At 61.0% G+C, this 14,186-nt stretch carries 12 protein-coding genes; 5 read left to right on the top strand and 7 right to left on the bottom strand.

From position 1 onward, the window contains the following. Positions 1-191: 191 nt before the first annotated feature. Together AC3WP7_RS05320 and AC3WP7_RS05315 are read right to left on the bottom strand one after the other, a co-directional pair. Positions 192-416 (bottom strand): hypothetical protein, encoded by a 225-nt coding sequence (locus tag AC3WP7_RS05320; protein ID WP_005790139.1) that lies wholly within the window; start codon positions 414-416, stop codon positions 192-194. Between the two features lie 444 nt (positions 417-860). Beyond that, positions 861-1,166 (bottom strand): hypothetical protein, encoded by a 306-nt coding sequence (locus AC3WP7_RS05315; protein WP_093122261.1) that lies wholly within the window; start codon positions 1,164-1,166, stop codon positions 861-863. 457 nt (positions 1,167-1,623) lie between these two features. On the opposite strand from AC3WP7_RS05315, the gene AC3WP7_RS05310 reads away from it, so the two are divergent. Both AC3WP7_RS05310 and AC3WP7_RS05305 read left to right on the top strand, forming a co-directional pair. Further along, on the top strand, positions 1,624-1,947 hold the full coding sequence (locus AC3WP7_RS05310; RefSeq protein ID WP_025855837.1) for an SEL1-like repeat protein: 324 nt from the start codon (positions 1,624-1,626) through the stop codon (positions 1,945-1,947). Positions 1,948-2,122: 175 nt separating this feature from the next. Then, complete coding sequence (locus tag AC3WP7_RS05305; RefSeq protein ID WP_172963329.1) at positions 2,123-3,487, top strand: DNA recombination protein RmuC; 1,365 nt, start codon at positions 2,123-2,125, stop codon at positions 3,485-3,487. A gap of 24 nt (positions 3,488-3,511) precedes the next feature. On the opposite strand, the gene AC3WP7_RS05300 is transcribed toward AC3WP7_RS05305, so the two are convergent. The 3 genes from AC3WP7_RS05300 to AC3WP7_RS05290 all read right to left on the bottom strand — a co-directional run bounded on the left by AC3WP7_RS05300 (position 3,512) and on the right by AC3WP7_RS05290 (position 8,091). Beyond that, positions 3,512-6,982, bottom strand: coding sequence for a hybrid sensor histidine kinase/response regulator (locus AC3WP7_RS05300; RefSeq protein ID WP_102592240.1), 3,471 nt, complete (start codon positions 6,980-6,982; stop codon positions 3,512-3,514). 117 nt (positions 6,983-7,099) lie between these two features. After that, on the bottom strand, positions 7,100-7,483 hold the full coding sequence (locus tag AC3WP7_RS05295; RefSeq protein ID WP_071491302.1) for a YbaN family protein: 384 nt from the start codon (positions 7,481-7,483) through the stop codon (positions 7,100-7,102). A 20-nt stretch (positions 7,484-7,503) separates the two neighbouring features. Beyond that, positions 7,504-8,091 (bottom strand): UPF0149 family protein, encoded by a 588-nt coding sequence (locus AC3WP7_RS05290; protein ID WP_058424934.1) that lies wholly within the window; start codon positions 8,089-8,091, stop codon positions 7,504-7,506. A 265-nt stretch (positions 8,092-8,356) separates the two neighbouring features. Here AC3WP7_RS05290 and recQ point away from each other — a divergent pair, with 265 nt between their 5' ends. Together recQ and AC3WP7_RS05280 are read left to right on the top strand one after the other, a co-directional pair. Further along, positions 8,357-10,483, top strand: a complete 2,127-nt coding sequence (gene recQ, locus AC3WP7_RS05285; RefSeq protein WP_093529485.1) for a DNA helicase RecQ — start codon at positions 8,357-8,359, stop codon at positions 10,481-10,483. A gap of 121 nt (positions 10,484-10,604) precedes the next feature. After that, a complete protein-coding gene (locus tag AC3WP7_RS05280) occupies positions 10,605-11,039 on the top strand; it encodes a MarR family transcriptional regulator (RefSeq protein WP_058424932.1) in 435 nt (144 codons plus the stop codon). A gap of 229 nt (positions 11,040-11,268) precedes the next feature. On the opposite strand, the gene AC3WP7_RS05275 is transcribed toward AC3WP7_RS05280, so the two are convergent. Continuing rightward, entirely contained in the window at positions 11,269-13,458 is a 2,190-nt protein-coding gene (locus AC3WP7_RS05275) for a patatin-like phospholipase family protein (RefSeq protein ID WP_093122273.1), read from the bottom strand. An 84-nt stretch (positions 13,459-13,542) separates the two neighbouring features. Here AC3WP7_RS05275 and AC3WP7_RS05270 point away from each other — a divergent pair, with 84 nt between their 5' ends. After that, positions 13,543-13,830, top strand: a complete 288-nt coding sequence (locus tag AC3WP7_RS05270) for an Rdx family protein (protein WP_093122276.1) — start codon at positions 13,543-13,545, stop codon at positions 13,828-13,830. Positions 13,831-13,872: 42 nt separating this feature from the next. Here the strand turns inward: AC3WP7_RS05270 and AC3WP7_RS05265 are convergent, their stop codons facing one another. Beyond that, positions 13,873-14,154, bottom strand: a complete 282-nt coding sequence (locus AC3WP7_RS05265; RefSeq protein ID WP_093122281.1) for a hypothetical protein — start codon at positions 14,152-14,154, stop codon at positions 13,873-13,875. Positions 14,155-14,186 lie beyond the last annotated feature (32 nt).

Raw genomic sequence — 14,186 nt, 5'->3', positions numbered from 1 at the left:
GATCATGCCGCTTGAGTTGAAGTGTAGTGTCATATTTGCGATGTAAAGGACTGTTTTTAAAACATCTTCTTCATTTAGTTATAACGTTTATATCTATTTGAACTTAGTGCAAGAGCTCGGTGGGCAAATTCCGGGCAATAAAAAACCCTGCTTTTTAAACAGGGTTTTTGTGTTTCAGCGACTCGGGTCGATCAGGCAGTCAGTGCCTGACGGGTACGCTCGATCACGGCCTGCAGCGGTTCTGCGCTGGAGTATTGATCGGGGTACAGGCGTTCGCTGTGACGAGCGATGCCGTGTTCGTTGACCAGGGTGAAGCTGAAGCAGCCTTTGCGAGCGGCCATGATCAGACAGTTCATTGGAGCAAAAGCGTTGGTGAGGGTGCGAATGGCATCCTGAGTGTGGATTTGAGCGTTCATAATTATTGGTGTTCCTACAAATGACACAGATAAGAACCGTGCCGTATTAAAACGTTCCAGTGACGTTGATCACCATTGATCGAACGAAGAACCCGACTGGAACAAAGCAGCCAGTTTGAAGCGCTATTAAGTTAGGCGCGCTTGGGCTGGCAGGTAGGTACTTAGGAGGGCAGGCGACACAACAGGGGCAAAGGTTCTGGGCCCAGGGTGAAGATCCTGATCAATTTGCAGGTTGGTTCGGTCAGAGTATGGAAACTTCGCGGCACCCTTTGCTTGTTCAAAGGCAGTGTCGTCGCAAGTGATACCTGGAAACCATCGAGGTGGTCGATCCCGTGTTGTACAAGGGAGTTGTTCGACCAGAATTGACTTTCAGCTTGGTACTAACGCCGCGGATAGTAACGGATTGAAACGGGTAAGGGAAGTGTGTTAGCCAAAAAACTTCAATCAGCCGCCCAGCAGGCCCCGATAAGCCAGTACCGTGGCTGCTGCTGCCAGCGAGCAACCCAGGCCGTAAGCGGCAAGGGTCAAGCGCAGGGATTGGCCGGTCTCGACCACTTTCATAACATCCCTCATATCGTTGATCCGGCCTTCGCCGAGCTCGATGCACAAGCTCACGGCCGTGAACGCCGCCGACAGCAGAATGGCGATGGCGAACAGTGCCCCGTCCGGAGAGGGCAGCGCCGCATTGATTCCCAAGGAAATGGCACAGATGGCCAGGAGCAGCACCGCGAACAACAGAATTCCCTTCATCGACCCCTCCACCGTTGCGCTGTAGGTCGGGGAGTGTGGCGAGCCCGGCAAGATTTGAAAAGTCCCTGGTTGGCCTTGGCGGTAACATCTTTGCAGCAAGTTGCTTCAAAAAACGCCGGTGATATAACCGTCGGATGGGTAGTTGTGCACATTAGTTGCGGGGTGTGTAACCACGCTGTCAACTGCTCTGAGGGGCTGCCATTTGCCTGCAATGGAAATTTAAGTCAATGAAAAATCTGGCTTTTTTTTATTGGTGAAAAAATCGTCAGTTTGACTGCGGCCCCCATTCCATGGGGCTTTGCGCGAGTTAAAGGGGGGTTGTCCACTGAGTTATCCACAGCTTCTGTGGATTGTCCCAAGCGCTTGCTCTAGAACGGGCGTGCAGAGTTTTTTCAGCTTTACCTGTACGAAAAAAAGAGTAGAGTGGCGCGCCTTCCGATCTGTCCCACAGTGCTTTATGAAGTTTCGCTCAGTATCACCTTCTGTTACCGATACCCCTCAAACTGTTACCGCCCCCAAGCGCTTCTCCTTGAAAGTTGCCTTGTGGCTGCTCGACAGTCCGCGCCTGGGTCATAACACCAACGTCAAACACTTCGCCGGGCGCTTGCTCAAGCAGCCCGCCCGTGAAGGCGTGGTCGCTGCCCAAAGTCGCCTGGGCCAACTGATGTGCCGTGAATGTGGGAATGCCCGCGACCGCCGCATCGGCCATGACCTGTTGCGCCTGGCGGCCCGTGCCGGCGACCGTCGCGCCCAGCGTGAACTGGGCCAGGTCGAAGACTGAGCTGTCCTCAGGCCCTGGGCTCCGCTAACCTTGCTTTTTTTCGGTGATGGCAGACATGTCTATGGTTTTTGACTGGACCAGTATCGCCCTGGGCCTCGCCGGCGCTGCCGTGCCTTTATTGGCGGTGTGCTGGCAGCTTCAGCGGCGTCTGACCGCACGCATGACCGGCTGGGAACTGCTCGAAGAGCGCCTGGCCACCGCACAACTGGCCCAGGAGGGCCTCGCCGCGCAGTTGGATGCCAGCCGCGACGAGATCAGCGATCTGAGCCAGGCCAACGCCGCCAAGCAGGCCGACCTGGCTGCCTTACGCCGCGAAGTCGAGCTGCTGCAGATCGACCGCGACAATGCCCGCGACGCCGCCCACGCCTGGAACCTCGACCGCAGCGCCAAGGAGACTGAGCTGCGCCGCCTCGACGCTCTTTCAGCTGCCTTGCGCGCCGAACTGCGCGAACAACAGGACAGCCATCAACAACGCCTAACCGACCTGCAAGGCTCGCGGGATGAGCTGCGCGCGCAGTTCGCCGAGCTGGCCGGCAAGATCTTCGATGAGCGCGAACAGCGCTTTGCCGAAACCAGCCAGGAGCGCCTGGGCCAATTGCTCGACCCGCTGAAGGAGCGCATTCAGTCTTTCGAAAAGCGCGTGGAAGAAAGCTATCAGAACGAGGCGCGCGAGCGTTTTTCCCTGGCTAAAGAGCTGGAGCGCCTACAGCAACTGAACCTGCGTCTGTCGGATGAAGCCACCAACCTGACTCGTGCGTTGAAGGGCCAGAAAACCCAAGGCAACTGGGGGGAGCTGATCCTCGAACGGGTATTGGAGCACGCGGGCCTGGAAAAAGGCCGTGAGTACCAGACCCAGGTCAGCCTCAAGGGCCCGGATGGCGAGCGCTTCCAGCCGGACGTGCTGATCATGTTGCCTGGTGACAAGCAGGTGGTGGTGGATTCCAAGGTCAGCCTCACCGCGTATCAACAATACGTGGCGGCGGATGATGAGGTCATCGGCCAGGCGGCCCTGAAACAGCACGTACTGTCGCTGCGTAATCACGTCAAGGGGCTGGCGAGCAAGGATTACAAGCGCCTGGAGGGCCTGCACAGCTTGGATTTCGTGTTGCTGTTCGTACCTATTGAAGCAGCGTTTTCCGCTGCGTTGCAGGCCGAGCCGAACCTGTTCCAGGAAGCCTTCGACCGCCATATCGTGATCGTCAGCCCGACCACGTTGCTGGCCACCCTGCGCGTGATCGACAGCCTGTGGAAGCAGGAACGCCAGAGCCAGAATGCCCGGGAGATCGCCGAGCGCGCCGGTTGGCTGTACGACAAGTTCGTGTTGTTTATCCAGGACCTGGATGAAGTGGGTAACCGTTTGCAGCAGTTGGATAAGGCTTACAGCGCCGCGCGTAACAAGCTGACAGATGGGCGCGGAAATCTGGTCAGCCGGACTGAGCAATTGAGATTGCTCGGTGCGCGGGCCAGCAAGAGTCTTCCTGCTGATTTGCTGGAACGGGCGATGACCGACTCAGATGGCGTGGCCCATCTGTCCGAGTAACGGTAGGCGTCGGCCTGCCGTCTCCTACAAAGGCAGATGCCGACTCAACAATGCCCGCAACGCTGCCGGTTTCACCGGCTTGGCCAGGTAATCCAGCCCCGCCGCATGCACCTCGGCCACCATCTCCGGGCGGCCGTCGGCGCTGATCACCACGCCGGGAATCGGCTCCGCCAATTGCGCGCGCAGCCAACCCACCAGTTCAGTCCCGGTTTCGCCATGGTCCAGATGGTAGTCCACCAGCGCCAGTTGCGGACGCACGCCATCGGCCAGCAATGCCGCGCATTGCGCCTGGTCGGTGGCGGTCCAGACTTCGCAGCCCCAGCGCGTCAGCAGGCTGCGCATGCCGATCAGGATGCTTTCTTCGTTATCCACGCACAGCACCTGCGCACCGCTCAGCGGCAGGCCGGTTTCCTGCGGCGTCCTGACCTGCGGGCTGGTCTGGTTGCGGGCCAGCGGCACGCGCACGCTGAATACGCTGCCCTTGCCGGGCCATGAACGCACACTCAGGCGGTGGCCCAGCACGCGGCACAGGCCGTCGGCGATCGCCAGGCCCAACCCCAGGCCTTTCTCGGCGCGGGTCTGGTGGCTGTCCAGGCGCTTGAATTCCTCGAAGATCACCTTTTGTTTATCCGGTGGAATTCCCGGGCCACGGTCCCACACTTCCAGGCACAGCGCGTCTTTACGTCGGCGTACGCCGAGTAGCACCGGGCCGTCGGCATAACGGAATGCGTTGGTAAGAAAGTTCTGCAGAATCCGGCGGAGCAACTTGATGTCGCTGTCCACGCGCAAACGACTGCCGCGCAGGCGGAAGCGCAGACCTTGCTCCTGGGCCAGCGCCTTGAACTCGGCGCCCAAGGTGTCGAACAGTTCGTTAAGCACAAAAGGCTGGCGCTGCGGATTGATCTTGCCGTTTTCCAGGCGCGAAATATCCAGCAGGTCGCTGATCAGGTCTTCGGCGGAACGCAGTGAGCTGTCCAGGTGCTGCACCAATTGCCGGGCTTCGCTGGAGAGGCCGTCCTGCTGGTGGGAGAGGGCGGCGGAGAACAGGCGTGCGGCATTCAGGGGTTGCATCAGATCATGGCTGACCGCCGCCAGGAAACGCGTCTTCGACTGGCTGGCGGACTCGGCCACGCCCTTGGCGTCGGTGAGCGCCACGTTCAACTGCGACAGTTCGTGGGTGCGCTCGGTGACCCGTTGTTCCAGGCCTTCGTTGGCCTCTGTAAGGGCTTGCTCGGCTTCACGGAACGCAGTGATGTCGGTGAAACTCATCACGAAGCCACCGCCGGGCATCGGGTTGCCGATCAGCTCGATCACGCGACCATTGGGAAACAAGCGTTCAGACGTGTGCGCACGGCCCTGGCGCATCCAGTGCAGGCGGCGCGCCACATGCACTTCGGCCTCACCTGGCCCGCACAAGCCACGTTCGGCGTTGTAGCGGATGATGTCGGCAATCGGCCGGCCGACGCTGATCAGTCCGTCCGGGTAGTTGAACAGCTCCAGATAACGCCGGTTCCAGGCCACCAACTTGAGGGACTGGTCGACCACGCTGATACCCTGGGTGATGTTCTCGATAGCGCCTTGCAGCAAGGCGCGGTTGAACTGCAGCACTTCCGAGGCTTCGTCGGCGATGCGTACCACGTCCTCCAGTTGCATTTCCCGCCCTTCAATGGCGGCTTTCACCACGGCACGGGTCGAGGAGGCACCGAGTACACCGGCCAGCAACCGCTCTGTGTGGGCGATCCAGTCGTTGTCGGCATTCTGGTTGGGGTTGAAGCCTTTGCCCTGACGATAGGCGAAGCGGATAAAACTCTGCTGGGCGCGTTCTTCACCCACAAAGCGCGCGGCCAGGCTGAGCAAATCACTGATCTGCACCGACAGCATCGAGCGGGCGCTGGCGCGTTGGCTGATTTCCTGGCCAATAAAACGCCCGGCTTGCCAGTGTTCGGAAACCCGCGTGCGCGACAGCATCGACACCCACACGAACAGCGTGAAGTTGCCCGCCAGGGAGAACACGGTGCCCAGGGTCAACGACGTCACGGACAGACCCAGTGGGTGGGAATGCATCCACGTCAGTCCTGGGAAAAGGCTGAGGGACCAGCCCAGGCTTTTCGCCGTTACCGGTAGGACCAAGGTGTAGAACCATAGGAAAGTGCCCGCTGCCAGCCCGGCAAACACGCCGCGTCGGTTGGCCTGTTTCCAATACAGCGCACCGAGCATCGCCGGTGCCAGTTGAGTCACGGCGGCAAAGGCGATCTGGCCGATGGTCGCCAGGCTCGCGGTGGACCCCAGCAGGCGGTAGCTGACGTAGGCCAGCAACAGGATGATGACGATGCTGACTCGGCGTACCGACAGCATCCAGTGGCGGAACACTTCGAACGGGCGCTCGGCACTGGAGCGGCGCAGCAGCCACGGCAGTAGCATGTCGTTGGAGACCATGGTCGACAAGGCGATGCTCGCCACAATCACCATGCCGGTGGCCGCCGAGGCGCCGCCGATAAAGGCCAGCACCGCCAGCGCCGGGTGGGCTTCGGCCATGGGCAGGCTGATCACGTAGGAGTCCGGCAGCACCGAGCCCGGCAGCATCATCTTGCCGCCCAGGGCGATCGGTACTACAAACAGAGCAGCCAGGATCAGGTAGGCGGGGAACACCCATTTGGCCAGACGCAGGTCCTGAGGGTCGATATTTTCCACCACCGTGACATGAAACTGCCGCGGCAGGCAGATGATCGCCATCATCGCCACGCCGGTCTGCACCACCATCGACGGCCAGTTGACGGTCTCTTTCCAGTATTCCTCCAGCCGTGGCGCCAACATGGCCTGGCTGAACAGGTCGCCGAAACCGTCGTACAGGCCGTAGGTCACAAACGCGCCGACCGCCAGGAAGGCGAACAGCTTGACCAGGGATTCAAACGCGATCGCCAGCACCATGCCCCGGTGGTGCTCCGTCGCGTCGAGGTTGCGCGTACCAAACACGATGGTGAACAGCGCCAGCACCAGCGACACAATCAACGCGGTGTCCTGGGCGCGGGTGCCGGTGGTGTCCGCGCCCGCGCCGATCAACAGGTTCACGCCCAGCACGATGCCTTTGAGTTGCAGGGCGATGTAAGGCAATACGCCGACCAGGCAGATGAGTGCGACCACCACCGCCAGCGATTGGGATTTGCCGTAGCGCGCGGCAATAAAGTCGGCAATGGAGGTGATGTTTTCCTGCTTGCTGATCAGAATCATCTTCTGCAGCACCCAGGGTGCCAGCACCAGCAGCAGCACCGGCCCCAGGTAAATCGGTAAAAACGCCCACAGCTGTTCGGCGGCCTGGCCTACGGCGCCAAAGAAGGTCCAACTGGTGCAATAAACTGCCAGCGACAGGCTGTACACCCAGGCACGCATGCGCGGCGGCAGTGGCGCACGGCGACGGTCACCGTAGAAGGCGATGGCAAACATAATGGCCATATAGGCCAGGGCAACGGCGGCGATCAGCCCGCTGGACAGCGTCATGGTAACTCCGAGCATAGGAACGCCCGGGCATTCCAGGCCCGGTTGGACAGTCTCGCATGATGCCTGGGGTTAGTCAGTGTCGACCAAGGTCGTGTGGGATCGAATGTCGCAGGTCATTCAGCGCGGTGGCAGGGTTTTCTGGCGCAGGATGTAGATTGTCACCAGCACGGCGCTGGTCAGCATGAAGCCGCGCGCCCACGGTAGGGGCACTAAATAGCAGGACACGCCGATGCTCAGCCACATCAAGCCGATGGCGTAGACCTTGCCCTTGAGCGGGATGCCGTTGCCGTCCAGGTAATCACGGATCCACGGGCCAAGGCGCGGGTGTTGCACCAGCCAGTGGTAGAAACGCGGGGAGCTTCGGGCGAAGCAGGCGGCGGCGAGCAGCAGGAAGGGCGTGGTCGGCAATACCGGTAGGAAAATGCCGATGACTCCCAGCGCTACGCTCAGCCAACCAATGGCCAGCAGCAGGTAGCGCAGGAGCAGCGGACGGTTGCCCATGGGTGTCACGGGCAAACGACTCAGTGGTGACGTGGCTTGAGGATCGCCGGTTTTTCGTCAGGGGCGTTGCACAGCAGGTACAGCGCGGTGAGGGCTTCCGGGATCTGCACGATCATGTCGTCCATCAGGTTGGCGTCGGCGGCGATGTCGGAGAACTCCGGCTGGTCGTCGAACAGACCCGAACCGACCATGATCGGCAGCAGCATTTCACTGACTTCTTCCTCGGCGGTTTCGAACCAGGCGGCTTCGCGCAGGAACACGCCTTCCATGAAGCCGATGCACCAGCCGCGCAGGTCGGAGTCATCCGGCTCTTCGCCCAGGTCCAGTTCGCAAGGCAGCTCGAACTCTTCGTCCGAGGCCAGCTGGCGACCGATGTGGGCCTTGAGGGCCAGCAGGGTGGCTTCGATTTCTTCGCGTTGGGCGGCGTCGGTGTAGTGCGGCTCTTCGGCGAACAGCGCGTCGATCCATTCACGGTCAGGCACGACCTCGGAGCAGATCGACAAGGCGGTCAGGTAGCCGTGGGCGGCCACGTAGTCCAGCGCCTCGTCATGCAGCTCATCGGCGTCGAGGAAGGCTTGCAGGCGGGTTAGTTGCTCAGCGAAGGACATTGAAGAGTTACCTTGGGAATAAACGATGCTGAATTCTAGGCTTTCTTGAGCGCCCAGGCCAGCCGCACGGCATTTTAGATCGTGGCGGCTATTCGTCAGTGATGCCCTTTGCCGCAGATCGCTCGGGTATACTGCCGCGTTTTGTGATGCCCTTGCAGGCCAAGCGCCAGCCCGCGAAAACTTCGCTTACGGATTATTTCCCGTGAACGCGTGTTTTTTCGGCCAGCCTGTACAGAGGGATTTCGGCACCATTTTGGAGTTTTACATGCTCGAGCAGGCTCAACGCGTCCTCAAGGACATCTTCGGCTACGACAGTTTTCGTGGCCGCCAGGGTGCGATCATTGAGCGCGTGGCCAGTGGCGGTGACGCACTGGTCCTGATGCCTACCGGTGGCGGCAAGTCTTTGTGCTTCCAGGTGCCGGCGCTGTTGCGCAATGGCTTGGCGGTGGTGGTATCGCCTTTGATTGCATTGATGGACGACCAGGTGGCAACCCTGGAAGAGCTGGGTGTCGCCGCCGCATCGTTGAATTCCACCCTCAGTGCCGAACAGCAGCGTGACCTGGCCGTTCGCATCAAGCGCGGTGAAGTGAAGATGCTCTATCTGGCGCCCGAGCGTCTGGTGCAGCCGCGCATGCTGGCGTTTTTGCAGAGCCTGGAAATCGCCCTGTTCGCCATCGATGAAGCCCACTGCGTATCGCAATGGGGTCATGACTTCCGCCGCGAGTATTTGCAGCTCGGCCAATTGGCGGAGCTGTTTCCCGATGTGCCGCGCATTGCGCTGACCGCGACCGCCGACAAGCGCACCCGGGAAGAAATCGTCGAGCGCCTGCATCTGCAGAACGCCGAACGCTTCCTCTCAAGCTTCGACCGACCGAATATTTTCTATCGCATCGTGCCCAAGGAGCAGCCGCGCAAGCAGTTGCTGGCGTTCCTCTCCGAGCGGCGCAGCGATGCGGGCATCGTCTATTGCCTGTCGCGCAAGAAGGTCGATGAAGTGGCTGCGTTTCTCTGCGAGCAGGGCTACCCGGCGCTGCCGTACCACGCCGGCCTGCCCAACGAAACGCGTTCGGCGCACCAGAAGCGCTTCCTCAACGAGGAAGGCCTGATCATGGTGGCTACCATCGCGTTCGGCATGGGCATCGACAAATCCAACGTGCGCTTCGTGGCGCACATGGATTTGCCCAAATCCCTCGAGGCGTACTACCAGGAAACCGGGCGTGCCGGCCGTGACGGTTTGCCGGCGGATGCGTGGATGGTCTACGGCCTGCAAGACGTGGTGATGCTCAAGCAGATGTTGCAGAACTCCGAAGGCGACGAGCGACACAAGCGCCTGGAGCAGCACAAGCTCGACGCGATGCTCTCGCTGTGTGAGGAAACCCGCTGCCGGCGCCAGACCCTGCTGGCATATTTCGATGAAGACATGCCTGAACCCTGCGGCCACTGCGATAACTGCGTTGATGGCGTGCAGACCTGGGATGCCACCGAGCCGGCACGCCAGGGTTTGTCCGCTATCTACCGCACTGGTCAGCGTTATGGTGTGGGCCATCTGGTGGATGTACTGCTGGGCAAGGACAACGAGAAGGTCCGCAGCTTCGGCCACGAAAAACTCTCGGTCTACGGTGTCGGCAAGGCCCGCGCCGAAGGCGAATGGCGTTCTCTGTTCCGGCAGATGGTCGCGCGTGGATTGGTAGACATCGACATCGAAGGATTCGGCGGCCTGCGTCTGAATGACAGTTGCCGGCCCTTGCTGAAAGGCGAGGTCAGCCTGGAGTTACGCCGCGACCTCAAGCCGCAGACCACCGCAAGGACCAGCACCAGTCAGGCCAGCCAACTGGTGCGTGGCGAGGAACGGGAGCAGTGGGAAGCCTTGCGCACCCTTCGGCGCAAACTGGCACAGGAACACAGCGTGCCGCCGTACGTCATTTTCCCCGACTCGACGCTGTTGGAAATGTTGCGCGAACAGCCCACCACCATGGCCGAGATGGCGCGCGTCAGCGGCGTGGGGGCGCGAAAGCTGGAGCGTTACGGCCAGGCGTTCCTCGAAGTGCTCGGCGGCCATGCCGAAGCGCCGAAGGAGGTCGCCGATATCCGCCACGAACTGATCAGCCTGGCACGCGCCGGCATGACCCCGATCCAGATCGCCGGTCAGTTGCAATGTTCGGAAAAAAACGTCTACACCTTGCTTGCCGAATCCATCGGCAAGCAGCAGTTGTCGTTGGAGCAGGCCCTTGACTTGCCAGAGGATCTGCTCGGTGAGATCCAGGATGCGTTCCTCGACGGCGAGGGCGAATTGCCACCTGTTGCGGAGATTGCGCCGCTGTTTACCGGGCGTGTTCCAGAGGGGGTTTTGTACTGCGTGCGCGCGGCTTTGCAGTCTGAGTTCGAAATTTAGTGTGGCAATTACGACAATGTAACGAATCAGTACATAGCAACTCTTGCCTATGGGCAAAGCTCATGCTTAGCTGACTAATAATTAGCCACACTTTATTTTCAGTCTAAACAATGAGTTTTTTATGTCTTTAACCGATCAACATCGTTTTGGCATGCAGCTGGCGCAAATGTCCCGTGGGTGGCGCGCCGAGCTGGACCGCCGTCTGGCGGGGCTTGGTTTATCCCAGGCGCGCTGGCTGGTTCTGCTGCACTTGGCTCGTTTTGAAGAGGCACCCACCCAGCGTGAGCTGGCGCAAAGCGTCGGCGTCGAAGGGCCTACACTGGCTCGCCTGCTGGACAGCCTTGAAGGCCAAGGCCTGGTGCAACGCCAGGCGGTGGTGGAAGACCGTCGTGCCAAGCGCATCGTGCTGTGTGATACCGCACGCCCCCTGATCGAACAAATCGAAACCATTGCCACCGCCCTGCGCCACGAGCTGTTTGTGGGGGTGGACGAAGCCGACCTGAGCGTGTGCATGCGCGTGCATGGGCACATTCTGGCGAATCTGGAAAAGTCCTGAAAAAAACCACCGGGCGGGCTTGCTGTGGCCAGCGGTGCTGTGGTGGTGAGCAGATTTGTTGTGGCGAGCGGGCTTGTCCCGCGTTGGGCTGCGAAGCGGCCCCACTAAAGTCACCGCGTTTTTCAGCTAGAAATCAGTCGTCTGTTTTTGGGGCCGCTTCGCAGCCCAACGCGGGACAAGCCCGCTCGCCACAATAGCGCCGCTCTCCACACGGGTTCTGAGCAAGACGCTAAAACGTCTGCCCCAGGTTCAGATACACCGCCTTCTGGTTGTCATCGTTGAACCCATAGCTGAAATTCAGCGGCCCCAACGGCGTATCGAACCCCAGGAAAATACTCGCCGCGTTGATATAGCCGCTGTCGAATTCGTTGTCGTTGTTCCACGCCCGGCCGCGTTCAAGTGAAGCGCCCAGGTACAACGGGAAATCCAGTGGCAGGTACGAACGGGGCGTAAGCCTGCGGTAGTACACCGCCCGCATCAGGCTGACGTTCTGCCCCGAGATCGCATCCTGGCGGAAGCCCGATAGCTGTCGCGCCCCGCCCAGCAGGAAGCTGGAAATCACCACATCCGAATCATCCAGGGTGCGCCCGTAGCGTCCACCCAGCACCAGGGTGTCCGGACCGTGGCTCATGGCTTTGTCGAGCTTGAACTCCCACTGGCGGTAGCGCTGGTCCGAGCCCAGGCCGGGTTCGAACTCGCGGTAGGCCAGGCCGATGTCTTCGCCGGTGTGGGGGAAGTACACGTTGTCCAGGGAATCGAAGGAGTACTTCAGTTCATAGAAGCCTTCGCTGAAACTCACGCTGGGCAGGTCGCGGTCGCCGATGCGCACGTCCGCCTTGCCCCAGGCTTCGCCGACGCCGAAGCGGATCTCGCCGCTGTTGCCGATCTGGCGGCCGACGTTCAAGCCAAAACCGTAGCGTTCCAAGCGGTATTCGGAGATGGGGTCGTTGTCCAGGATCAGCTCGACGTTCTGCGCCTGGGCCCTGATGTACGGTGCGACAAAGTAGCGCGAGCCGGTGTCCATCGGCTGGTAGAACTCGCTGTACAGCTCCTGGCGGTCCCCGATCTGTACCCGCGTGAGCCATTCCGCACCGAGCCGGTTGATGCCATTCATGCGGTAGCTGGCGCCGAGGTTGAAGGCGCTGTCGCCGCGCATGTCATCCGACAGGTTCAGGCCCAGGCGCAGGTAGTCGGTGCCGCTGCGCTTGCCCCGCGCGCTGATCACCAGCGTGTTGTCCTGGCCCTTCTTGACCACGCGGTATTGCACTTGCTCGAAATAATCCAGGCCGTACAGGGTGCCCATGTCCGTTTGCAGGCGTCCCAGGTTGAGCGGCTCGCCCAGGGGTTGGCGAATGTAGTAGCGGATCACGTCGTCGCTGACTTTCGAATCGTTCTCCACGCTGATCGCGGTGATCACCGGGGTGCGTTCGCCCGGCGTGCGCGCGGCCACCAATTGCGGGTCGACCGGCTCGGCGGGGCGCAGGTGGGCCAGGCGCATGTCAAGGGCACGGGTGGCGCGGTAGCCGGCGTCGATCATGTCCTTGGCGCGGCCGAAGTCGGTCACGCCATAGGCGGCGAGAGGCGGCTGGATCAGCACGTCCTTGGGGTGCAGGTCCTTGAGTTGTTCCTCGGAATTGCGCCGAGTCATCAAGGTGATGGACTGGTTGAGCACGTCCACCACCGTGGCCAGTTGCTTGCGTGAACGCAGCGGGGTGCCGATGTCCACGACTATGGCGATGTCTACGCCCATCTCTCGCGCCACATCCAGCGGGATATTGTCGGTCATGCCGCCATCCACCAGTAGCCGACCGTCCAGTTCCACCGGTGCGAACACCGCCGGGATCGACATGCTGGCGCGGATCACCTGGGGCAGGTGGCCCTTGCGGAACACCACCTTCTCGCCGGTGGTGATGTCGGTCGCCACCGCCCGGAAGGGGATGGGCAACTTGTCGAAGTTACGCGTGTTGCTGGTGTGGGCGAACATGCTTTCCAGCAGCAGCGCCAGGTTCTGGCCCTGAATCACACCCAGTGGCAGGCCCAGGCTGCCGTCGTCGCGAAAGCTGAGTTTCTGCTTGACCAGGAAGTCCCGGTCATCCTGTTTGCGCCGGAACGGCACGTCTTCCCGCGGCGGTGCGTCGGACAGGGCCTGTTGCCAGTCGATACTCAGCGCCAGCTTTTCCAGTTCATCGATCTTGTAGCCAGAGGCATACAGCCCACCGATCACCGCGCCCATGCTGGTGCCGGCAATCGCGTCGATCTGGATGCCTTGTTCTTCCAGCGCCTTGAGCACGCCGATATGGGCCAGGCCTCGGGCGGCGCCGCCAGACAGCACCAGGCCGATTTTCGGACGGGGCGGTTCAACGGCGTCGACAAGCAGAGGGAGCAGGCACAGCAACAGGCAGGACAGCAGGCGGCGCATCAGGAATCTCGGGGCTGGGCGATAAAGGCCGGTATTATAGCCACTCGATCCGTCGAGCCCGTCATGCCAGGAGCCTTTCAAATTATGTCCACAAGCAAACCCGAGGTCGTCATCACCTATTGCACCCAGTGCCAGTGGCTGCTGCGTGCCGCGTGGCTGGCGCAGGAACTGTTGAGTACGTTTGCCGATGACCTGGGCAAGGTCTCACTGGAGCCGGCCACCGGCGGCGCGTTTCGCATCACCTGTGATGGCGTACAGATCTGGGAGCGCAAGGCGGACGGGGGCTTTCCCGAAGCCAAGGTGCTCAAGCAGCGCGTACGCGACCGGATCGACCCGCAGCGTGACCTGGGGCACAACGACCGTACGCAGTGAACGTCACCGCCCTATCAAGGGCGGTGACCCTCTGGTGCGGCCCTATTTGGCGGCCATCTTTTGTTTGATGAAGCCAATCAGCCACGTCAGTATGAGGCCGCCTATACCACCCCCCACAATGTTGCTGCCAACTGCCGCCACATCCAGCGCTTCACCGCCCGAGGTGCCCGTGAATGCCGCGACGACCTGGCCCAACACCAGTCCGCCGACACCCCCGATCAGTGTATTGAGCCCGGTCCCGAGGCTCTGTTTGGTCATGCCGGCGACGTTGCCGCCGACTGCCCCGCTGATGATCTGTACCAATAAGCTGATGAGCATTTCCATGGTAAAGCTCCCGCATCGCGTTGAGGTTGTGA

The organism is Pseudomonas sp. FW305-3-2-15-C-LB1, assembly GCF_058787615.1.
The sequence above is the reverse complement of the archived record's forward strand: the minus strand, read 5'-3'. Positions and strand labels throughout refer to the sequence as shown.

What these genes read in the sequence shown, in the direction of transcription:
- AC3WP7_RS05320 (WP_005790139.1), bottom strand. Translation starts at nt 416, where the DNA reads ATGAACGCTCAAATCCACACTCAGGATGCCATTCGCACCCTCACCAAC.
- AC3WP7_RS05315 (WP_093122261.1), bottom strand. Translation starts at nt 1,166, where the DNA reads ATGAAGGGAATTCTGTTGTTCGCGGTGCTGCTCCTGGCCATCTGTGCC.
- AC3WP7_RS05310 (WP_025855837.1), top strand. Translation starts at nt 1,624, where the DNA reads ATGAAGTTTCGCTCAGTATCACCTTCTGTTACCGATACCCCTCAAACT.
- AC3WP7_RS05300 (WP_102592240.1), bottom strand. Translation starts at nt 6,982, where the DNA reads ATGACGCTGTCCAGCGGGCTGATCGCCGCCGTTGCCCTGGCCTATATG.
- AC3WP7_RS05295 (WP_071491302.1), bottom strand. Translation starts at nt 7,483, where the DNA reads ATGGGCAACCGTCCGCTGCTCCTGCGCTACCTGCTGCTGGCCATTGGT.
- AC3WP7_RS05290 (WP_058424934.1), bottom strand. Translation starts at nt 8,091, where the DNA reads ATGTCCTTCGCTGAGCAACTAACCCGCCTGCAAGCCTTCCTCGACGCC.
- recQ (WP_093529485.1), top strand. Translation starts at nt 8,357, where the DNA reads ATGCTCGAGCAGGCTCAACGCGTCCTCAAGGACATCTTCGGCTACGAC.
- AC3WP7_RS05280 (WP_058424932.1), top strand. Translation starts at nt 10,605, where the DNA reads ATGTCTTTAACCGATCAACATCGTTTTGGCATGCAGCTGGCGCAAATG.
- AC3WP7_RS05275 (WP_093122273.1), bottom strand. Translation starts at nt 13,458, where the DNA reads ATGCGCCGCCTGCTGTCCTGCCTGTTGCTGTGCCTGCTCCCTCTGCTT.
- AC3WP7_RS05270 (WP_093122276.1), top strand. Translation starts at nt 13,543, where the DNA reads ATGTCCACAAGCAAACCCGAGGTCGTCATCACCTATTGCACCCAGTGC.
- AC3WP7_RS05265 (WP_093122281.1), bottom strand. Translation starts at nt 14,154, where the DNA reads ATGGAAATGCTCATCAGCTTATTGGTACAGATCATCAGCGGGGCAGTC.